The following is a 20862-nucleotide window of genomic DNA, read 5'->3' on the forward strand; positions in this document are numbered from 1 at the left end:
AAATATATAATTTAGCTATCAAATACTAGGATGTGTTTATTATGAACAAGTTAATCCCTAAGAAGGTTGAATTAACTGAATTGTTTTATGATTTAGTTTTCGTCTATGCTGTTTCGAAATTGACCGGTTTACTCAGTCACATACCTGAAGGCTCGTCTTTCTTGCAGCAATTCGTTATTTTCTCAATTGTGCTGATTGTTTTCATTAATACGTGGATGGTTGAAACTGTCTTTACGAATCGATATGGACGAAATTCAATTGTGAATATTTTATTTTTCATGTTGGATATGGCAATTGTTTTGTTTATGTCAAATAATTTCAACGGTAGTATCCAACAGTGGTTCCGCCCTTTTACACTTGCAGCAGCAATCTTATCGGGTACTTTGGTACTTCAATATTCATTAGTCAATTTACGAACGACCAATGCGGTTGATAAACGTCTGACTCGTTTATTCATTATGATTCTTTCACTAAGATCAGCCTTTTTACTAGTTGGTGCTCTTTTACCATTTAATATCGGCTTGTTTGTCGCTTTAATTGGGGTCTTAGCTAGTTGGATTTTACCAGGTATCTTCACCTCCCACATGACAAATCGTGCTGTTAATTTTCCTCATCTTTTGGAACGTTTGACAGCTCTGATTATTATTAGTTTCGGTGAAACTATTGTCGACATTGCTGATTATTTTAAAATTAATGAATTTGATATTTATTCAATTTTGATTTTTCTAATTATTTGTGCACTATTTATGGTTTATATTACGCAATTTGACCACTATATTGACGAAAATAAGGCTAACCAAACTGGCAACCGTTTAATTTATCTGCATTACCCAATTCTTTTTGGTATTAGCTTGATAACTGTTTCATTAGATTTTATTGGTGAAAATGAATTGTCAAAACCAACCGCAATTGCCATTCTCTATGCTGGCTTAATTCTCTTTTACTTAGGAATTTTCTTAGCGGACTTTTACAATAAAGCAGAAATCAAAAAAGAACGTCACGTTCAATTGATTTTCATCTTTTCAACTTTATTTGGTCTAATTATCTGCAACTTTTTCCCAACATTTGAAGGTATCGTCACTATCACTACAATCGTGACAATTGTTAATGCTTTCACCCTATCAGAAAGTATGGGTCGCCAAACTAGAACAAATTAATTCCGCTTTCTATCATTAAGATAAATAGCTCCAGCAATCCGATTTTGGATTGCTGGAGCTATTTGTTTCAAGTGAGAAAAGCAACGAAAATACCCATCATTATGATTAATTTTTTATAATTTTTTCTCTGTCATTTTTAAAACAATCTTTTTCCCTTGTGTCTGACCTTCAGCCAAAAGTTTTTGGGCATCTGCAGCCTTTTCCATTGGTAATTGAAGAACTTCATCATTTAGCAATTTTCCAGCCGCAAAACTTTGATTCAACAAAGAACCAGCTTTTTGTAATTGCGGTAACGTCGCATGACTAATGACAAAGCCCTTGATTGACTTTGTACTAGTATACATTTGACTCACATTAAAGGTGAATTGATTCGATTTTGGAGCCGTGATTAACCCAACTTGACCGCGGAGATTTAATTTATCTAAATTATCCTGTAAATCAACCTTCCCTGAAGTGTCAACGATATAGTCAAAGTTATCTGGAATTTCTAATACTGGTTGGTGGTAATCATTGGTTGATTGAACACCATTTTGACTTAATTTTTCGAAATCTCTTTTATTACTAGTCGTCGAAACAACTAATCCCAAGGATTTTGCCAATGATACCAGCTTCAAACCAACATGACCGGCTGCACCTTCAATCAAAATATGATGACCTTCTTCTACTTGCAAAATATCATCCAATAAAATTGCGGCCGTTGCTGATGAATGAACTGAAGCGACTAGTTTGATTGGATCAACACCACTTGGTACTTCAAAGAGTCTTTCAGATGGTATAGCAACCAATTCACTCGTTGTTCCTTGGCGACCGTCATAGCCCATACTGTTAGTCCAAACTAAATCACCAATACGAAAATCTTTAACATTGGCTCCAACTTTGACCACGGTTCCAACGGCGTCACGACCAATCACAAATGGAAAAACAAGTTCAGTTTTAAAACCACCAGCGCGAACAAATGTATCAACAAAGTTAACTGATGCTGCGATTGTTTTTACCAACACCTCAGTCTCCTTAATTACAGGAATTGGTAATTCACCAACTTTGATTTCGTCTATTCCACCGGTTTGCTCAATATATGCAGCACGCATCGTTATTTTTTAACTCCACAGTAACCATTGCATGCACACTTTTCATCATCCAACATTGGGCAATGACAAATACCATCGTCACTGGCACAATGGCAACCATCATGACAAGTCATTCCAGCATGGCAATATGGATTTTCATTTTTTTCAGACATAGTTTTTCTTCTCTCTAATTAATATAGTAATTAAAAATATACTCATATTATATCGTCATGAGAAACACCTTTAAACCATTATTTTAAACTTGAGGCTAAATCGATTACTAAATCTTTAATTTGCTCACGAACTTGACGGAATACAACCATCTTTTCCGCTTCAGTACCCGTTGCTTGAGCTGGATCTGGCAGTGGCCAATGTAATTTCTTCACACTTGGAGGAGTCATAGGACAACGATCCTTGGCATCCCCACAAAGTGTTACCACTAAATCACAATCATTTAAAAAATCAGTATCTATTAACTTGGATTTATTGTGAGATAAATCGATATTAACTTCTGCCATTACCTTCACCGCCAAAGGATTAACACCGTGAGCTTCAATTCCCGCACTCTCAACTTGCCAATCTTCACTAAAGGATTCTTTGGCAAAACCTTCTGCCATTTGACTACGACAAGAATTTCCCGTACAAATGAAATAAATTTTCCTCATATACTTAAATACCCCATTTACTTAATAGATAGATTATTGACCAATCAAACCGGTATTTCAATTAAATTCAGACCGTAAGCCAAATATTTGTACACTTGGCATAAATGATGTATATTAAAAATTGTAATAAAGGTTTTGTACAAATCAATTTTGCGCAAGCTAATAAAATGTAGTATTAGAAAGGACCTTTAACCATGAAAATCAATATTAAACCAGAAGCACTCACATACTTAGAAAATAAAAACGTTCCAACAGATGCAACTATCATTCTCACAACTGATGATGGTTCAAATAAATACTCAAGTCTCGGTGGTAGCTGTGCTATCGGTGACAAGTTCCAACTTGTAATTTTGAAAGACGCTGATCCAAAATATACCGTTGAATTGGATAATGATGCCGGTTTTGATTTAAGCACCTCCCCATCAGATGCTGATTTAATGACAAATGGATTAAACATTTCACTTTGGCACAATGCCCTAGCTTTGAAAGATAACAGTGGTATCTTAGATGGTGCCCTCTCAGTTGTTGACTGGAGAAATGTTAAACCTGAAACGGCTGCTGAACGTCGTGAAAAGATGATTAGTTTAGGCGATAAAATTTGTTAATAAATTGAAATAAGCTCTCAAGCAAATTACGGCTTGGGAGCTTATTTTTGTATCTATTCAACTAACGCCACGAAAATATTAGGATACTTAGATTTGTATATGATATCTTCATATCTTCTTTGAAATACTGTACAGGTATTTTAATACACGTGTCAGCACCCATGAAATAAACATTTCTTCGATTATTGTAAATAAATATATAAATTTTAAATCATTAGCGATATTCGATATAATAGACATACAGCAAAGCTTTCGAGGAGTAATTACCCTTGTTGGTTGTAGTCGAACAGTTATATGGTGCAACACCCCTCAATTAATCCATTAGATGGAGGTGTATGACTATGGTAGCAAGGATAAGTTTGGAGGTTTGGCTTTGCAGCTCTTTGAGTTTGCAATTAGTGTGTATTACTTAGCTAAAGCGTATTATATATACGTTGAAGCTAAGACACTAAAAAAGACTAATCATTTAGATTAGTCTTACCAAAATCTAACCATTTTCCATTCAATGATTGAGATCACAGGAGTCGCATTCCTTGTGGTCTCTTTTCAGTTGTAAGTATATATTATCTGCAAAAGTAAATCAAGATTTTTAGGCACCCTCCTATGCCAATCCAGCTCTTTATATAACATAGATTATGTAATTTAAATTGTAAGAATCAATTTCTTACTTTAACTTCATTTCTTTCCGCTTATTTCACGTTTGTCGTCTTAATTTTTTAAATATCTCAAGTATATACCCAATTAAAAACTACTCAAAAAAACATACCTTGATTTCAATAATCAAAAGTATGTTTTAAATGTATATCCTAATAAAGCTTAAATAACATATGAAGCGGAAACCCATTCATTAGTTGCAACACGATAGTATGTTACCCCGTCAACTACTTTATTTTGATCAGTTTGCCATGAAGTATTGTTACCTAATGCACGGTTAGTAACAACTTTCATCGTACCATCATCTTGTAAAGCCATTAGTTGAACAAAGCTAGCATTACTATTCTTAACCTTAATAACGCTCATACTACTTGTTGAACTACCTTGACTGGAACTTGCATTATTATCAGTCAAATATTGAGCAGAAACCCATTCGTTGGTAGCAACACGATAATATGTTACCCCATTAACAACTTTGTTTTGATCTGTTTGCCAAGCTGAATGGTTACTCAAAGCTCGACTACTCAATGTTTGTACGGTACTGCCATCGCTACTGATTGAAACTAGTGGTACATAACTACCAGAAGCATTGTTGACATTGATAACTGAAGTTCCTGTAACAGTTGTATCTGTTGATGAACTGCTTGAAGAGCTACTTGATGAACTACCAGTTGATGTCGAACCACTGTCAGTAGAAGTTGAGCCAGTACTTGTTGATGAACCAGTCGTTGATTGATAACTTGTAAAGAAGCTATCGTACAATTCAGAAACATCAAAATTACCATAACTACCACTAAATTGGTAAGTACTTGACCATTGCCAACCATGATTACCTGTGTACCAATCTTGACCTGTTGGATCGTATGGATATGAAGCAATCCAACCTTGATCAACACTCATGACTGAACCGACCCATGAACCCATCGTATAAATGGTTGAACGATAACCATATTTAGCAACCTCGTTCATAAAAGCAGCATTGTCCGCATCATTTTGTGAAGTCGAACTAGCACTTTGTTCAGAACTCTCAACATCGGCAACTAGGACAGCTCCACTAGGTAATCCGTCAGCTTTCGCTGTTTGAGCTGCATAATCAGCTTCAGCAATCGCACCAGCAACAGAACTGTAATGTGCATAATGATAACCATTAATGTACAAGCCAGCTGCTTGAGCTGTTTTGATATTGTTAGCCGCAGTACTATCCTTAAAGGAAGTACCTTCACTAATCTTAGTTACAACGGCCTTAACACCATAGTTGTTATACATATCTTGGAAATTAGCAACAGTCATATCACCGTTGTAATTCGAGACGTCAACCATATCCGTCTTAGCCGCATCAACCGTCGATGCACCAAAAAATAAGACTACCAAAGACATCACAGCTGTTAACGCCGCGATAAACCTTTTCTTCAAAACCATAAACTTCCTCTCCCTTTTGTCGCCTTAGCAACACAAGAAGTATATGTCAAGATTACTGATTATGATTAAAAGTTACACATCTGTGTAATAACGGTAATAAAAGTTACCAAAATGTAACTAAATAGTAAAATATTAGTCTAATATTCAATCAAATGAATAAGGAATGAATTCACACTAACGAATTCATTCCTTATTTTGATAATATTCTTTTGTTATTACCTAATTAGTCCAAACTTGCATACTTTTCAAGTGAGCGAATCATTTGAGCTGTGAAACCTGATTCATTGTCATACCATGCGACAGTTTTAACAACTTGGCTTGAACCTGATCCGACAATTTGTGTTTGTGTTGGATCAAAGATTGAACCATAGCTTGTACCAATGACATCTGATGAGACGATTTCATCATCGTTGTAACCGAATGAAACTGAGTTATCAGTATATTTCTTAACAACAGCATTAACTTCAGCAACTGTTACTTCTTTATCGAGTGTTGTAACTAATTCCGTAACTGAACCTGAAATTACAGGAACACGTTGTGCATGTCCATCCATTTTACCTTGCAATTCAGGAATAACTAACCCTAAAGCTTTGGCTGCACCAGTTGAATGAGGAATAATATTTTGAGCAGCAGCACGTGCGGCACGAACATTGCCATTACGTTCTGGGCCATCTTGTAACATTTGTGTTGCTGTATAAGCGTGAACCGTTGTCATAGAACCGGCTCTGATACCAAATTCTTTATTAACAGCATTGGCTAACAAAGCGATACAGTTTGTTGTACATGAACCAACTGAAGCAATGCGGACGTCGTTTGTTAAAGTATCTTCGTTAACACCATAAACGATAGTTGGCATTTGTCCTGATGGAGCGGAAATCAAAACTCGTTTAGCTCCGGCGTCAAGATGAGCTTGAGCTTTTTCAGTTGAAGTATAAAAGCCAGTACATTCAAGGACGATATCAACACCATCGTTCTTAACCCATTGTAAATCTTGGGCATTTCTTTCAGCGTAAACAGGAATTCTTTGACCATCAACGATGATTGCATTATCCTCATTTGTAATTGAATCAATCTTAAAGTTGCCATGACCAGTATCATATTTTAACAAGTGAGCTAGCATGTGTGGTGAAGTCAAATCGTTGATTGCTACAACTTCGAGATCTGTCTTACCTTGATCACGTAAAGCTGCGATTCTTCTAAATGCTAAACGTCCAATTCTACCAAATCCGTTAATACCAATTTTTGTTGTCATAATATTTCCTCCTAAGATTTCCTCTTTCTCTTAACTTACAAGTACAGTATATGGTCAACTTGATATATAATAAACTACGAGAATCAGAACGTAGGTATATCAAATAATGATATCAGGAGAACTATTATGAATATCGATACTTTCAAAATGATTATTGCAATTGTGCAAACCGGTAGTATTTCTGGAGCCGCCCAACAATTGGGTTATGCTCAATCAAATATTTCAGCTCGAGTCCATCAACTAGAAACTGAATTAAGAACGACTATTTTTTATCGGACTAATCGTGGTGTTATTTTAACTGATGCCGGCAAAGAATTTTACAATCGGGCTATTAATATTGTTGACTTGACTGAGGATACTATTAATCAAATGAAACACCCTAATGAGGTCGAGGGTGACTTACGCATTGGAACATTGCAATCAGCTTCAGCCACCTTCTTACCACCAATTTTGACTGAATACTATCGTAATTTCCCTAAAGTTAGGTTGGCTATTGAAACAAGTAATCCGATGGAGAATATTCAGCAGGTTTTGAATTATGAATTAGATGGTGCTGTAATTGGTGAAAACATTGATAAGACAGACCTCGTTTCCATTCCGCTTGTAACTGAAGAACTGTGCTTAGTCTCTGCTAGTCCAGAAATTGGTGATTTAAACACTGCCTCATTTCTTGTCTTTTCCACTGGCTGTATTTATCGTGAAGTTACTGAAACTTGGCTGCGCTCACAAAACATTAGTATTCATCACCCAATTGAATTCAACTACTTGGATGCAATTATGGCTAGTGTTTGTTCAGGGCTTGGGATTAGTATCGTTCCTAAAAAAATTGCACAACCTTTCGTTGAGAGAAAATTACTATATATGACAGAATTACCGGCAGGATTTTCTTCGATTCAATTAGATTTCATCTATCGCAAAGATCATTTCATTAATCGTCCATTTGAAGAATTCATCAAACTTTTAAAAAATAATGCCGCTGTCAAAACCACAAAAAAAGAAGTATCCTAAGATACCCCTTATTTAAAAATTGATAATTTAGCTAAACCATTATGTAAATTGATTGCATCCCAAGGCATATGTTCGGCCAATGATAATCCAACCAAATCACTTACTGAACCAATATCTTGTAGTAAACGAATTACCGCTTCTAATTTCATCGTACCAATTGCAGCTCCAAACTGACTACGATCCATTCCTGGTTCAGCTGGCAAAATTGAGCGAAAATCATCAGGATCTAAAACATCCAAGTCCAAATGAATTGCTATGTGCTTAATTTCGTTAACTTTTAACCACTCAATGACTTTGTCACTATTATTAACTAATTTTGATGGTGTCACATAACTAAGATTTAAATCCTTCACTTTCTGATCCATTGTCCGTAATTGTTCATACTGTAGCCCGGCCATCAAAACCTGGTTAGGTTGTATTGGATTCTTAACCTGCTGATTAAATTTTTCAGCACCTTTATGTAATAAATTAGCAACGACCATTTCATGGATATGATGCGATGTTTTAGGATCAGAAATATCTGGATGAGCGTCTAACCAAATTACACCAAATTTATCTGGATACTGACCGTGCAAATAATCGAATGGAGCTTCAGAAATGGAACAGTCGCCACCTAAAGTTATTACTCGCTTAGGTTGTTTCAGTTGTAAAGTATCAAAAGTCACCTGCATCTGTTTCAACAAGGTCTTTTCAGCATCAATTTTGTCATTTTCAGTTTCAGCGACATTCGATACTGGTATATGAAGTGTTGGTGTCTGGCTGCTTTCAGGTACAATAGCTTCCAAAATTTTACTACCAATACGATAATTTTGATTCATACCACCTTGCCATTGTGGTAAAACAATTCTTAAATTTTCTGACATCTAAAATACCTCCTCATAATTATAAATCGCAAATTAACGATGTATTCTTTTAAATAAAAAGGAACTCTAAAGTTCCTCAGAAATCACCTTAGCTAAAGCTTGAATGTTCTCCTCATTTCGTCGATAATATGTCCACTTACCATGACGTTCAGAAATCAAAAGACCACAGGTTTGTAAATCACTCAAATATTTTGAAACAGTCGATTGTGCTAAGCCGGCACGCTTAACAATGTCAGCTACACAAATGCCACCCTTTTCTTTCATCATAAATTGCACAGTTTCACATGATACTGAAGTGATTTCCTTTTCAGGATTCTTTAGCCATTGTAAAATATCTAACCTCGTTTGGTTGGCTAAAACCGTAAATACTTTTGTATTAATATTCATAACTATATTATATTCACATTTCACGATATGTAAATAGATTTTTGTAAACATATCGACAAATTTGAATTTATGAATAAAATTGTTGACATTAATTTTATTTGCGTGCTATATTACTTCTCGCATTAACAAGTGACTCAACAGGAACTCGATAGACGGCCGCTATGAGTTTAGCAATCACAAAATTTTTTGGAGGTCATTTATTATGACAAAAGAAACAGCAGAAAAGAAAATTGTAGAAAAGCTTATCGTCGAAGCTCTCCCCAACAACGATGTAGAATATATAGAGTCTGTTGTAGTACCAGATGCTGTAACTCATCGAGCAGGTTTCGCGGCACTATATGAGGCAACCGAAGACGCCATTCCACAGGAAGGTAATTTCATGGACTGGGTACGTGACGGATGGAGCATCTTACATGCCGCACTTGGAGAACAAAAAGTTGAAATGAAATTTATCGTGGCAGAAGAAAACAAAGTAATGGCACAGTTTCATTACTCGGTACAACATAAAGGAACATTTGCCAGCGCTCCGGCAACAAATAAGGAAGTTACTTGGGACGAAGTCGGTACATTTACTTTCAATGATGAAGGTAAAATTCAGGAAATGTGGTATATGACTGAAGAATTGAAAGTTGCTCGTGAAATTGGTTATCAACTAAAATTAAATAAATAAATTTAAAACACTTCAAATTATTATATAAATTATGATAATTTGATGTGTTTTTTTATTTTCTACTTGGTATCGAACCGGTTCGATAAACTAAAATTAAAGTGAATTAAGTACCAGTTGCCGACCAATTTATAATATTTTTTATCATAATTCATAATCACGAAATACTTTTCAATTGATCCCCACTCTGCTTAATTCAATGTTGATATTTTGAGGGGGATGTTTTAAATGTTACATTATTTTGATTTAAAACGACCTGCTAAATTGGGACTTTCTATCGACGAACAAAAAAGTCGTTGGTTCAAAGAATTTCTCAAGTCTTTCTTGGTCGTTTTCTTTGTTTACTTCTGTATGTATTTGATACGGAATAACTTATCTGCTGCCCAACCGCTATTGGTTAAGCAAGGTATCTCAACAACTGCTTTAGGTTGGATTGGCTATGGCTTTTCACTAGCTTATGGTATTGGGAAAACCGTCTTAGGGTATGTCGTTGATGGTAAGAATACTAAACGATTCATGTCATTCTTGCTTATCTTGGCTGCCATTATGACTTTAATTATTGGTGTTGCCTTGTTAATGAATCAAGCACCAGTTGGTTTGATTTTAGTACTTTGGTCATTAAATGGTATTTTCCAATCACCTGGTGGTTCGGCTTCACTTTCAACTATTTCACGTTGGACAACTACAACTACTCGTGGTCGTTATATTGGTATTTGGAATATCTCACATGAATTCGGTGGTGCTGTTGCTGGTGTGATTGCACTTTGGGGTGCTAATCATCTTTTTAGCGGCAACGTCGGCGGAATGTTCATTTTCCCTGCTGTCATTGGTTTAATCGTTGGTTTCTGGGGATTGTTCTTCGGTGCTGATGATCCACAAGAACTTGGCTGGGACTCCAGTGAAGTAATCTTTGGCGAAAATGTTTCAAAAGCTGATGCGTCAGCTGCCAAAATGAGTAAATGGGATATTTTCAAAACTTTTGTTATGAAGAGTCCTTGGGTTTGGTTATTATGTTTAGCTAACGTCTTCGTTTATGTCGTCAGAATTGGTATTGTCAACTGGGCACCACTCTACACCGTTCAACAACTTCACTTTACAATTGCTCAAGGTGCCAATACTTTGTTGCTTTTCCAATTAGGTGGCATTATCGGTAGTGTTGTTTGGGGTTGGTTCTCTGATTTATTAAAGGGACGTCGTGCTGTTGTTTCTATTATTTGTTTGGCTCTAACAGCCTTTGTCGTTTTGGGCTATCGTTATGGAACAACTCCAATGATGATTAATACTTCATTATTCTTCTTAGGGATGTTAATTTACGGACCTCAACTTTTGATTGGTGTTTCTGTTATTAGTTTTGTTCCTAAGAATGCTTTGAATGTTTCTGATGGTATGACCGGAACGTTTGCTTACATTTTTGGTGACTTAATGGCTCAAGTTGGTTTTGCTGCCATTGCCGATCCAAAAGCTCATGGTCTTTCAATGCTTGGGATGCACTTACATGGCTGGAATGATACATTTATCGTCTTCTATTTAGCTGTTGTCTTGAGTATCATTGTTTTAGCAGTCATTGCCATTGGTGAAGAGAAACGAATTCGTCAACAATTATCAATTAATAAATAATAATTAATCTAATCAATCACATTTTTGGTGGTTGATTTTTTTTTGCAATTTTCAAGACTTTTTTGTAAAACCATTTTTAATTTCAAGTTATAATCAATTTGGCATTTGTTAATCCCGCTTAAGAAGGTAGCTATCCAATGCGTAAACATAATCAAGATAATAAAAAAAGAACCTTTTGGATTTTTACAACTATTATTATTCTATTATTAATTACAATTTCTTATTTATGGACAAGGAACAATTCAGCGGCATCGTCAACTAACCAAAGCTCAACCATGTCTCCAATTATTATGATTCCTGGTAGTGGAGCCGATAATAATGTTTTAGATGGTCTGATCAGCAACGTTGATAAACGCTATAAGGAACATCATAATGTACTGAAAGTAACCGTCAATACTGATAATAGCTTAACGTATAGCGGTCATATTTCGACTAAGGATAAAAATCCGTATATCGTCGTCGGCTTTGAGAACAGTCAAGATGGACTCGAGAATATTAAGAAACAAACAACTTGGTTCAATACTGCTTTCAAAGATTTGCAGCAAAAATATCATTTTAAGACCTTCAATGCCTTTGGACATTCTAATGGCAGTTTAATTTGGACTTACTTTCTAGAAGACTATTTTGACAACTATCACAACGTTAAAATAAACCATTTGATGACGGTTGGAGCACCGTTTAATTTTGCGGAAACTAGTCATGATGACAAGACAGAAATGTTGGATCAATTGATCAAGAATAAAAACCATATCCCCAAGACAATGAGCTATTATTCTATTGCAGGAACTGAACAATACTCTGACGACGGAATTGTGCCATTGAGTAGTGTCGATGCAGGTAAATATATTTATCAGGATCAAATCAAACACTATATGTTTATCACTTTGACCGGTTCAAACGCTGAACATTCAGATATGTTAACTAATTCGCAATTTATTACCCTCTTCCATCAATTCATCATCAAGAGTAGCGAAAAGCTAGTAAAACCTGTCAAAAAGTAAGCATGTGAACTATCTTTTAGATGAATCAGTTAGCCTAATTCAGTATGATATACTCTAATTAATGTGTTGTACTAGTTGATTTATAACCATCAATTTAAATTATGTATTTTTTAACATAACTTGATTGGAATCAAAAACAACGAATAAACTAGCATAACGCAATAATTAATTAAATTTAAGGAGTCGCTTTATGACAAAAACAAATAATAGTCTGGATATTGTTGCTTAACCGGAAGGTCTGCAACAATTTTAGTTCAAGCCTTCCAAAAGCAGTTCATTAACTTTTAGGAGGAACCTATTTTGAATTTAAACAAAAATATTATTATTAGAAACGAAACACCAGCTGACTATCGAGCAGTTGAAAAAATGACCCGTGAAGCTTTTTGGAATTTATACATGCCGGGATGTGTTGAACATTATTTGGCCCACATTTTACGTTCTGCATCTGACTTCATTCCTGAACTAGATTTGGTTGTCGAAAAAGATAATCGAATCATCGGCAATGTTATGTATACCAAGGCTAAATTGATTGACGAAACTGGTCGTGAGAAAACTATTCTTACTTTCGGTCCCGTTTGTGTTGACCCTGATTTTCAACGTCAAGGCCTAAGTAAACTATTATTGGAAAAGTCTTTCACGATTGCCAAGCAACTAAATTACGATGCCATTGTTATTTTCGGTATGCCTAGTAACTATGTCAGTCGTGGCTTTGAAAGTTGCTTGAAACATCACGTTAGTTTGAATGGAACTTATCCAACGGCCATGTTAGTGAAAGAATTAGTACCTGGAGTTCTTAAAGAACATCAGTGGCTTTATCAGGAAAGTCCAGCAATGAATGTCGATATGGCTAAGGTTGATACATTTGATCAAACTTTCAAACCGAAAGCAAAAGAGTGGCAACCTAGCCAAGAGGAATTTGAAATTATTAGTCACTCCACAATCAGTGAAAATTAATATTTTAATATGAAAACGGGTACCAGTAAGAAATGCATTCTTACTGGTACCCGTTTTGCGTTCAATATTTTAAATCCTACAATTCATTCTTAAAAAAATTCTCAAGAAATTTAGCCAAACCATCATTGGCATTCGTTTCAGTTACATAATTAGCAATTTCCTTAACTTCAGCTAGACCATTCCCCATTGCAACCGAATACTTAGCCTCTTTCATCATACCAACATCATTCATTCCATCACCAAAGACAAATGTATGGTCAGCATCAACTCCACGTTCTAATTGGATTCGTTTCACAGCCGTGCCTTTATCCGTTTTCAACGGAATCATTTCGATATTATCAGGACCCGAAGACGACAAACGCAATAACTTACTTTCTGCCATCTTATCATGAGCTTGAGTCAACTCAGTCAAATCTCCCTTACTCAAGACAACTCCATTAGTAATTTCAGAAGCAACCTCTTTTAACTCATCGAGACTTTTAATTTCTTTATAACCGAATGCTTCATCGAAATTACCAGCATTTTGAGCAATAAAATGGGGAATTTTTTCTGTAAAGTAAGCTTCCTTAGGTGTAAATAACATCATAGGCAACTTATTAACTTGTGTAACTTGATATGCCAATTCAACAGCTTTAGCACCCATATGAGTAACTTCTTGACCAGCAGGTCCGTCAAAAACCGCTCCATTAGAAGTTATCATGTGTACATTGGGATTTAAAAGTCCTTGCGTAATTTTAGCTAATTCATACATACGACCGGTTGAAATATAAAACATTACATCATGTTTCTGAAGCCGTTCAATTGTGCTTTTTGTCCGAACAGAAATATGCTTATGGTCACTGGAAAGTAGTGTTCCATCAAGATCCATAAAAACTAAGTATTTTGGCATTGCTATCATCCTCGTATTAATAAAATAATTATCAATTCTATTGTAGCAAAGTTTTGAAACCGTTTACTATGTTTATGAGATTTATTTCTGAAATTGGATTGTATAATTATAAATTATCTATTGTTGATAAATAATATCTGACCGGTATAATTAAAAATCCTCTGCTTAGGTTTGAAGCCTTGTACCCAGAGGCGGCTCTAATTAAATTTAAGAAAGCATAAAAAAGAATCCTTCATCAGGATTCTTTTTTTAAACTGTTAATTCAATTTGATTGCCTTCAGGATCACAAACAACACTTTCATAATAACCATCTCCGGTTGTCCGTGGACCGCTGAGATGCTTATAACCTGCTGCAGCAATTTCCTTTGTTAAATTATCAACTTGTTCTTTGGAACCAAGTGACATGGCAATGTGCATATATCCTAATGGATAGCCTTTTTCATGATGACGATTCAAATCATCACGTGTACCAACTTCTAGTCTGGCACCGTCTGGGAATGTTAAGAATCGTGATGAAAAAGTTGTAACTGGATTATGATACTTTTCAGAAGCTGTTGCGTCGAAGAATGTTTGATAAAATTCAACCGTGCGTTCCAAATCTCCTACAAATAGTCCAACGTGTTCAATTTTCATAAAGTAGACCCCTCTAATCTAATTTTCGATATTTGAATTTATTCGTATAGCTCACTTTTTGACCAGCATTTAAAATTGTTTCACCAAAGTCAGCATGATTGATAGCATCTGGCAAAGTCATCAATTCCATGGCGATTGAACTGTAATCATGGGTACTTGCCTTTTGCTGGTCAATTGGATTGGCAGTAAAAATAACTAATCCATTACGATCAGTATAGAAATCAATTGCCCGTTTGTCACTTTTCAAGGTTGCTGCCTTATCACGTACAACATATGCATCATCAAATTCAAACTTATCTAATGGTTTAAGTTGTTTCAAGCCTTGACCAATTTTTTTAAAGTTTTTGAAATCATATGCATTTGTAACAGCCAACATTTTACCAGTTGGTAATTTTTCCGCATTCATATCCAAAAAATGTTTGGAATTAATACGTAATTGCTGTTGACGGATATTGCTTTCACCAAGGTTGAAATAAACATGGCAACTAGGATTAAACAACGTATCGTGATTCGTTCTAGCACTATATGTGATAGCTACCTCATCGTCATCATTCAATGTATAACGAATTTTAACTTTTAAAACACCCGGAAATCCATCTTCACCATTGACCGTGTGGGTAAATAAGACTGAATTGTCAGAATCCACTATACTGTCGAAGTTTTGTGACTGCAATCCGTAATCCCCACTGTGAATAATATTTGCTCCATCATTTGGTTGTAGTTGATAACCCACATCATTAATGCTGAAGTGAGCTTTAGTAATACGTCCAGCGACACGACCGATTGTTTTACCAACTTCATACGGTGTTTTAATATAGTCATTCAAATTATCAAAACGTTCAATTAGCGAACGTTTGACACCATCCTCAACCACTTCAAAATTTTGCCAAGTGGCCGCGTAACTTAATACACTGATACTTGTTTGATTTTTATTAGTTATTTTATAAAGAGAGACCTCTTGTCCATTAGTTTCTCCAAAATTTGTCTTTACTACTACCATTTACAATCCAGACCCTCATCTATCTAAAACTTTTTTTTTATCCATAGCCTTTGCAATATTTTGTAAGGTTACTTCTGAAGTGTTATTGAAATTAATATCGGCTTCACTTAAAACTTTCGGGTCCCCGATACCAACAGAAATAGCACCTGAACCGTTGATTGATTTAACACCGGCTGAAGCATCCTCTAAGCCAATACATTCTTCGGGCTTTAATTTTAGAACTTCAGCGGCGCGAGTATAAATTTCTGGATCTGGCTTACCATGTTTTAATGTTGCAGGATCAACTTTTTCATCAAAATACTGAGCTAAGCCTAATTTTTCCAAAACTAACGGTGAATTCTTGGATGACGATGCTAGCGAAATTAAGTAATGTTGGTCGGAAATCTCCTTGATGAAGTCTTCCATACCTGGCAAAATTTCTGATTTATCCAATGTATCAAGCAACTTCAAGTAGTTATCATTCTTCTCAGCAGCGTACTTAACTTTTTCATCTTCAGTATAGTCATTTTCCTTACCGCCATACTTCAAAATGAGGTTGAGTGAATCCATACGGCCGACACCTTTAAGTTGATTACCCAAATCTTCGGTCCATGTTACACCCAATTCATCAGCCAATTGGTGCCATGCTTTGGCATGATAAGCTGATGTATTAGCAATAACTCCATCTAGATCGAATAAAAATCCTTTAACCTGTTCGAATTTAACCATATTACTTAGCTCCTTTTTTTAATAAAAAGATGCCTGAATTAGTAATTCAGACACCCATATTCTACAATTATTTCAACATTAATGGTTCATTATTGACCTCGATCTGAATTGGTTCTCCAGAAATAAGGTTGAAATGTGGTCCATCACTGTCAACCGCAACTTCAATTACACGGCCTCTAAAGACTTGTCTGAATGAATAACTATTCCATTTCTTTGGTAAGAATGGTTTGTAGCTCAAGGAGCCATCATCATGTACTCTCATACCAGCAAATCCTTGGACCATAGCTAACCAGCCACCAGTCATTGAAGTAATATGTAAACCATCTGCAGTGTCATTATTATAATTGTCTAAGTCCAGTCTAGCGGTTCTCTCATATAATGCAACCGCTTTCTCCTCGTAGTGCAAATCAGCTGCCAAAACAGAATGAATTGCGGGTGAAAGACTTGATTCATGGACTGTTAGTGGTTCATAAAAGTCAAAGTTACGTTTCTTTTCACGTTCAGTAAAGTCATCGATAAAGTCCCAAATGCCTTGGAGGACGTCACCTTGCTTGATGTATGGTGAACGTAAGATTTTATCCCATGACCAATGTTGATTAATTGGCAATTGATCCTTAGGAATGGCGCTAACTGGCTCAAGATCTTTATCTAAGAAGCCATCGTGTTGAACAAAAATACCTAAGTCTTCATCGTATGGCAAATACATTTTGTCTACAATATCTTGCCATTGTTTCATCTCTGCATCTGAAACAGCTAATTTAGCAAATTGATCTTTGGATACTTCACCTAAAATTTGTAAAGTATACTTCAACGTCCATTTAGCAAGGAAGTTCGTGTACCAGTTATTATCAACATTATTCTCATATTCATCAGGTCCAGTAACACCATGAATCATGTATTCTCCATTGCGTTTACTGAAGTGAACACGGTCAGCCCAGAAGCGTGACATTTCTGTCAAAATCTTGCTACCTTCGTTGAGAACGAATGATTTATCACCGGTATAACGAGTGTAATTATAAATTGCAAAAGCTATATCGCCGTTACGGTGAATTTCCTCAAAGGTGATTTCCCATTCGTTATGGCATTCAATTCCGTTGAAGGTTACCATTGGGAACAATGCACCCTTCAAACCTTGTTGCTGTGCATTAATGTAAGCACCTTGCAGTTGGTTATAACGATACATCAATAGATTTCTTGAAACCTCAGGTTTAGAAATACCTAGGTAAACAGGAATACAAAATGCTTCGGTATCCCAATAAGTTGCCCCACCGTATTTTTCACCAGTGAAACCTTTAGGACCAATATTAAGGCGTGAATCCTCACCTGAATAGGTTGTAAAGAGTCCAAAGAGGTTAAAGCGCATCCCTTGTTGAGCATCAGTATCACCGTCAATCTTAATGTCAGATTGATTCCAACGTTCAGCCCAAACATTTTCATGAGCACAATAGAGATCCTTATAAGCTACTTTAGCAACCTTGGCACTGATACCCTCCATTGCATCACGCAAATCATCAATATCTTGATAATCACGAGAAGTCAACACAATAACACGTTTTTCGATTGTACCGATTTCTTTTGATTCCAAAACCTTTTCAAACGTTGTACTCGTTTCCAAATCTGTAATATTAGTATCAGTTTCAGGTAAATCAGTCACATAATTGACTTGCATACCAGAAGTAAATCTTGGTGTACCAAAGTCGTTTGGTTTAGTTTCAGCAATCAAACTGTTTTTAGTAATATCCAAAACATTCCAGAAATGTTCATCATAGTTAGCATCTTCATTTTTAACATCAGCATCTAATGATGAAATAACCTTGATATCAACCTTTTCGTTTGAGAAATTTTCAAAACTAACTTTTTGAACGGAAAGTTCTTTTTGAGCAACACTTAAAAATCTGACGAAATTAAATTTAATCTTACTACCTGATTTATCAACGATAAATGAACGAGTTAAGGTAGCATCTTTCATATTTAAGTCTAATGTAAAGTCACTGATCGAATCCTTATCAAGATCCAATTGTGAACCATTAATTAGAAAATTCATTTTAATAAAGTTTACGGCGTTAATGACTTTTCCAAAGTACTTGGGATAGCCATTTTTCCACCAGCCGACACGAGTCTTATCAGGATACCAAATCCCTGCTAGATAAATTCCGGGAAGACTGTCTCCAGTGTATTCTTCCTCAAAATTACCTCGCATCCCCATATAACCATTTCCTAAGCTGGTCAAACTTTCTTGAAGACGTTTATTCTCTTTATCTAGCTTGTGAGTTACAACGTTCCAAGGATCTACTTCAAAAATTCTTTGCATCAAGTACACCTCCTATAGAAAAAGGTAATTAGGTAAAAATACCTAATTACCTTTTCATAATCCTTAAAGAATCGTTTCGTCTGTATCTTTGTCAAAGTAATGTGCTTTTGTCATTTCAAAAGCCATTTGAACATCATCACCAGGTTTGTGATGATCACGTGAGTCAACCTTTGCAATAAAGTCGGTTCCACCGAGGTTAGAATAAAGAATTGATTCAGCACCTAGTAATTCAGAAACTTGGATCTTAGCATTAATTACGGCATCAGGGAAAGCTTGAATAGCAACTTCTTCGGCATGAACGTCTTCTGGACGAATACCAAATGTAATTTCTTTGCCAACATAGCCTTGCTTTTCAAGAACTTTATATTGACCTTCAGGTACAGCAATATTTAAACCTTGATCATTAACGATCTTACCGTCAACGAGTTTAACATCAAAGAAGTTAGTAGCTGGTGAACCAATGAATCCGGCAACAAACTTGTTAGTAGGCTTGCTGTATAGTTCAGCAGGTGTCCCAACTTGTTGAATCTTACCATCATTCATAATGACGATTCGATCAGCCATAGTCATAGCTTCAACTTGATCGTGGGTAACATAAATGAAATTACGTCCTAAACGTTGGTGCAATTGAGCAATTTCCGTACGCATTTGAACTCTCAATTTGGCATCCAAGTTTGACAATGGTTCATCAAGCAAGAACAAATTTGCATCACGAACAATCGCACGACCTAAAGCAACACGTTGTCTTTGACCACCAGATAGAGCAGCTGGTTTTCGTTTGAGATATGGAGTTAATCCTAAGATATCGGCGGCATTTTCAACTCGTTTCTTAGTATCTTCCTTATCATTTTTCCGGATATTGAGTCCGAAAGCCATGTTATCAAAGACAGTCATATGTGGATACAAAGCATAGTTTTGGAAAACCATGGCGATGTCACGATCTTTAGGTGAAACTTCGTTCATAACTTTGTCATCCATCTTAAAGTCACCCTTTGAGATGTCTTCCAAGCCCGCTATCATACGCAATGTGGTGGATTTACCACATCCGGAAGGTCCAACAAAGACAATAAACTCACCATCTTTAATGTCTAGGTTAAAGTCACTAACCGAATAGTCAGTATTACCTTGATAGCGTTTGTAAATGTGTTCCAAGTTAATTTTTACCATTTTTAACGCTCCTTATATTTTCGACTTTCAGCTAACAAATAAGTTTAATCTTACTAATCTAGATGTGTCCACCACACCTATAGTCAATCCTTTTTGGCTATTTGACCACCAAGTAGTCTGTAAGAAACGTACGTTGGAAGCGATACGCTACAGATGACACTTAGAAAAGCCAATTGCAAAACGAAATTCATTAAGATCAAGATTAAAAATACTATTACTGAGATGATTATTGGTAAAGGTTTTTCAACAAATAATGTCAAGATGCTAGCAAATTTATGTGTTGCCAATTGAAATCCAGTTGCGACTAAAACCATGCAATATACGAATGTAAAGATCAACACGGCCATGTGCCACTGAGGATTACCAACTGTCACTTTGTTTAGCAAAATGAACAAACTTGCGATAAAGCCTAATCCAAAGTTAATACGATAGTTCTTTTGAAAATCAAACCACTTTTTAAAAAAGTATTTGAAGAAACTTACACTACCATTCGTCTGCCACTCTTGAACAGCTGCGAAACTCGCAACCAATCCAGGAATCGTGAAGACCGAAATCATTAACCAAAGAATTATCAAAAAAACACTATACGTAGTTGAAAATTTTAGATTGAACAAAACGATTGCGGTCAAGATAACCGAAAAATTAATTAAGAAGAATGAGAAGTTGATACTGAATAACGACATCAACCAGTTCCCACTCGCAATTAGTCTCTGTCCATTTTTTGATTTTAGATTGATCACAACACTTTGTCCTTTCTATTTAATTTAAAGATTGAAAATAATTATCTGTATATCGTCCAAAAACTAAAATTTTAATTAATTAGTTAATACACTAGTCG

20 protein-coding genes are annotated in these 20862 nt (G+C 35.7%); 7 read left to right on the plus strand and 13 right to left on the minus strand.

Annotated features, from left to right (window positions below; translation table 11 throughout):
- Positions 1–41 precede the first annotated feature (41 nt).
- Entirely contained in the window at positions 42–1157 is a 1116-nt protein-coding gene (locus FD31_RS00850; protein ID WP_057890865.1) for a low temperature requirement protein A, read from the plus strand.
- 113 nt (positions 1158–1270) lie between these two features.
- Here the strand turns inward: FD31_RS00850 and FD31_RS00855 are convergent, their stop codons facing one another.
- Together FD31_RS00855 and arsC are read right to left on the minus strand one after the other, a co-directional pair.
- Positions 1271–2245, minus strand: a complete 975-nt coding sequence (locus FD31_RS00855; protein ID WP_057890866.1) for an alcohol dehydrogenase catalytic domain-containing protein — start codon at positions 2243–2245, stop codon at positions 1271–1273.
- Positions 2246–2475: 230 nt separating this feature from the next.
- Positions 2476–2889, minus strand: coding sequence for an arsenate reductase (thioredoxin) (gene arsC / locus FD31_RS00860; RefSeq protein WP_057890867.1), 414 nt, complete (start codon positions 2887–2889; stop codon positions 2476–2478).
- A 194-nt stretch (positions 2890–3083) separates the two neighbouring features.
- Between arsC and FD31_RS00865 the strand changes: the two genes are divergently transcribed.
- On the plus strand, positions 3084–3494 hold the full coding sequence (locus FD31_RS00865; RefSeq protein WP_057890868.1) for an iron-sulfur cluster biosynthesis family protein: 411 nt from the start codon (positions 3084–3086) through the stop codon (positions 3492–3494).
- A gap of 816 nt (positions 3495–4310) precedes the next feature.
- Here FD31_RS00865 and FD31_RS00870 read toward each other — a convergent pair.
- A complete protein-coding gene (locus FD31_RS00870; protein ID WP_057890869.1) occupies positions 4311–5567 on the minus strand; it encodes a GH25 family lysozyme in 1257 nt (418 codons plus the stop codon).
- 223 nt (positions 5568–5790) lie between these two features.
- Entirely contained in the window at positions 5791–6819 is a 1029-nt protein-coding gene (gene gap, locus FD31_RS00875) for a type I glyceraldehyde-3-phosphate dehydrogenase (protein WP_057890870.1), read from the minus strand.
- A gap of 126 nt (positions 6820–6945) precedes the next feature.
- Between gap and FD31_RS00880 the strand changes: the two genes are divergently transcribed.
- Positions 6946–7827 carry a LysR family transcriptional regulator gene (locus tag FD31_RS00880; RefSeq protein WP_057890871.1) on the plus strand — a complete coding sequence of 294 codons (882 nt, stop codon included), beginning with the start codon at positions 6946–6948 and terminating at the stop codon, positions 7825–7827.
- Positions 7828–7835: 8 nt separating this feature from the next.
- Here FD31_RS00880 and FD31_RS00885 read toward each other — a convergent pair whose 3' ends face one another.
- Complete coding sequence (locus FD31_RS00885) at positions 7836–8690, minus strand: arginase family protein (RefSeq protein WP_057890872.1); 855 nt, start codon at positions 8688–8690, stop codon at positions 7836–7838.
- Between the two features lie 66 nt (positions 8691–8756).
- On the minus strand, positions 8757–9077 hold the full coding sequence (locus FD31_RS00890) for an ArsR/SmtB family transcription factor (protein WP_057890873.1): 321 nt from the start codon (positions 9075–9077) through the stop codon (positions 8757–8759).
- Positions 9078–9279: 202 nt separating this feature from the next.
- Here FD31_RS00890 and FD31_RS00895 point away from each other — a divergent pair, with 202 nt between their 5' ends.
- The 4 genes from FD31_RS00895 (at position 9280) to FD31_RS00910 (ending at position 13316) form a co-directional block, all read left to right on the plus strand.
- A complete protein-coding gene (locus FD31_RS00895) occupies positions 9280–9747 on the plus strand; it encodes an ester cyclase (protein ID WP_057890874.1) in 468 nt (155 codons plus the stop codon).
- Positions 9748–9972: 225 nt separating this feature from the next.
- On the plus strand, positions 9973–11361 hold the full coding sequence (uhpT, locus tag FD31_RS00900; protein ID WP_057890875.1) for a hexose-6-phosphate:phosphate antiporter: 1389 nt from the start codon (positions 9973–9975) through the stop codon (positions 11359–11361).
- Positions 11362–11498: 137 nt separating this feature from the next.
- Positions 11499–12362 carry an alpha/beta hydrolase gene (locus FD31_RS00905; protein ID WP_057890876.1) on the plus strand — a complete coding sequence of 288 codons (864 nt, stop codon included), beginning with the start codon at positions 11499–11501 and terminating at the stop codon, positions 12360–12362.
- Positions 12363–12728: 366 nt separating this feature from the next.
- Entirely contained in the window at positions 12729–13316 is a 588-nt protein-coding gene (locus FD31_RS00910) for a GNAT family N-acetyltransferase (protein WP_057890904.1), read from the plus strand.
- Positions 13317–13392: 76 nt separating this feature from the next.
- Here the strand turns inward: FD31_RS00910 and FD31_RS00915 are convergent, their stop codons facing one another.
- The 7 genes from FD31_RS00915 to FD31_RS00945 form a co-directional block, all read right to left on the minus strand.
- Positions 13393–14205 carry an HAD family hydrolase gene (locus FD31_RS00915; protein ID WP_057890877.1) on the minus strand — a complete coding sequence of 271 codons (813 nt, stop codon included), beginning with the start codon at positions 14203–14205 and terminating at the stop codon, positions 13393–13395.
- Between the two features lie 249 nt (positions 14206–14454).
- The gene (locus FD31_RS00920; protein WP_057890878.1) at positions 14455–14838 is read right to left on the minus strand and encodes a VOC family protein; all 384 of its coding nucleotides are present in this window, start codon (positions 14836–14838) and stop codon (positions 14455–14457) included.
- Positions 14839–14851: 13 nt separating this feature from the next.
- Complete coding sequence (locus FD31_RS00925; protein ID WP_057890879.1) at positions 14852–15838, minus strand: aldose epimerase family protein; 987 nt, start codon at positions 15836–15838, stop codon at positions 14852–14854.
- Between the two features lie 15 nt (positions 15839–15853).
- Positions 15854–16546: a beta-phosphoglucomutase gene (pgmB, locus tag FD31_RS00930; protein ID WP_057890880.1), complete on the minus strand. Its 693-nt coding sequence runs from the start codon at positions 16544–16546 to the stop codon at positions 15854–15856.
- 67 nt (positions 16547–16613) lie between these two features.
- Complete coding sequence (locus tag FD31_RS00935; RefSeq protein ID WP_057890881.1) at positions 16614–18857, minus strand: glycoside hydrolase family 65 protein; 2244 nt, start codon at positions 18855–18857, stop codon at positions 16614–16616.
- A gap of 63 nt (positions 18858–18920) precedes the next feature.
- On the minus strand, positions 18921–20024 hold the full coding sequence (locus FD31_RS00940) for an ABC transporter ATP-binding protein (protein WP_057890882.1): 1104 nt from the start codon (positions 20022–20024) through the stop codon (positions 18921–18923).
- Between the two features lie 83 nt (positions 20025–20107).
- On the minus strand, positions 20108–20707 hold the full coding sequence (locus FD31_RS00945) for a hypothetical protein (RefSeq protein ID WP_057890883.1): 600 nt from the start codon (positions 20705–20707) through the stop codon (positions 20108–20110).
- Positions 20708–20862: the final 155 nt, after the last annotated feature.

The organism is Companilactobacillus nantensis DSM 16982 (assembly GCF_001435815.1).
In the GTDB taxonomy this organism is placed as follows: Bacteria; Bacillota; Bacilli; order Lactobacillales; family Lactobacillaceae; genus Companilactobacillus; species Companilactobacillus nantensis.

Coding starts and splice junctions, on each gene's coding strand:
- FD31_RS00850 (WP_057890865.1), top strand. CDS start 42: ATGAACAAGTTAATCCCTAAGAAGGTTGAATTAACTGAATTGTTTTAT.
- FD31_RS00855 (WP_057890866.1), bottom strand. CDS start 2,245: ATGCGTGCTGCATATATTGAGCAAACCGGTGGAATAGACGAAATCAAA.
- arsC (WP_057890867.1), bottom strand. CDS start 2,889: ATGAGGAAAATTTATTTCATTTGTACGGGAAATTCTTGTCGTAGTCAA.
- FD31_RS00865 (WP_057890868.1), top strand. CDS start 3,084: ATGAAAATCAATATTAAACCAGAAGCACTCACATACTTAGAAAATAAA.
- FD31_RS00870 (WP_057890869.1), bottom strand. CDS start 5,567: ATGGTTTTGAAGAAAAGGTTTATCGCGGCGTTAACAGCTGTGATGTCT.
- gap (WP_057890870.1), bottom strand. CDS start 6,819: ATGACAACAAAAATTGGTATTAACGGATTTGGTAGAATTGGACGTTTA.
- FD31_RS00880 (WP_057890871.1), top strand. CDS start 6,946: ATGAATATCGATACTTTCAAAATGATTATTGCAATTGTGCAAACCGGT.
- FD31_RS00885 (WP_057890872.1), bottom strand. CDS start 8,690: ATGTCAGAAAATTTAAGAATTGTTTTACCACAATGGCAAGGTGGTATG.
- FD31_RS00890 (WP_057890873.1), bottom strand. CDS start 9,077: ATGAATATTAATACAAAAGTATTTACGGTTTTAGCCAACCAAACGAGG.
- FD31_RS00895 (WP_057890874.1), top strand. CDS start 9,280: ATGACAAAAGAAACAGCAGAAAAGAAAATTGTAGAAAAGCTTATCGTC.
- uhpT (WP_057890875.1), top strand. CDS start 9,973: ATGTTACATTATTTTGATTTAAAACGACCTGCTAAATTGGGACTTTCT.
- FD31_RS00905 (WP_057890876.1), top strand. CDS start 11,499: ATGCGTAAACATAATCAAGATAATAAAAAAAGAACCTTTTGGATTTTT.
- FD31_RS00910 (WP_057890904.1), top strand. CDS start 12,729: ATGACCCGTGAAGCTTTTTGGAATTTATACATGCCGGGATGTGTTGAA.
- FD31_RS00915 (WP_057890877.1), bottom strand. CDS start 14,205: ATGCCAAAATACTTAGTTTTTATGGATCTTGATGGAACACTACTTTCC.
- FD31_RS00920 (WP_057890878.1), bottom strand. CDS start 14,838: ATGAAAATTGAACACGTTGGACTATTTGTAGGAGATTTGGAACGCACG.
- FD31_RS00925 (WP_057890879.1), bottom strand. CDS start 15,838: ATGGTAGTAGTAAAGACAAATTTTGGAGAAACTAATGGACAAGAGGTC.
- pgmB (WP_057890880.1), bottom strand. CDS start 16,546: ATGGTTAAATTCGAACAGGTTAAAGGATTTTTATTCGATCTAGATGGA.
- FD31_RS00935 (WP_057890881.1), bottom strand. CDS start 18,857: ATGCAAAGAATTTTTGAAGTAGATCCTTGGAACGTTGTAACTCACAAG.
- FD31_RS00940 (WP_057890882.1), bottom strand. CDS start 20,024: ATGGTAAAAATTAACTTGGAACACATTTACAAACGCTATCAAGGTAAT.
- FD31_RS00945 (WP_057890883.1), bottom strand. CDS start 20,707: ATGTCGTTATTCAGTATCAACTTCTCATTCTTCTTAATTAATTTTTCG.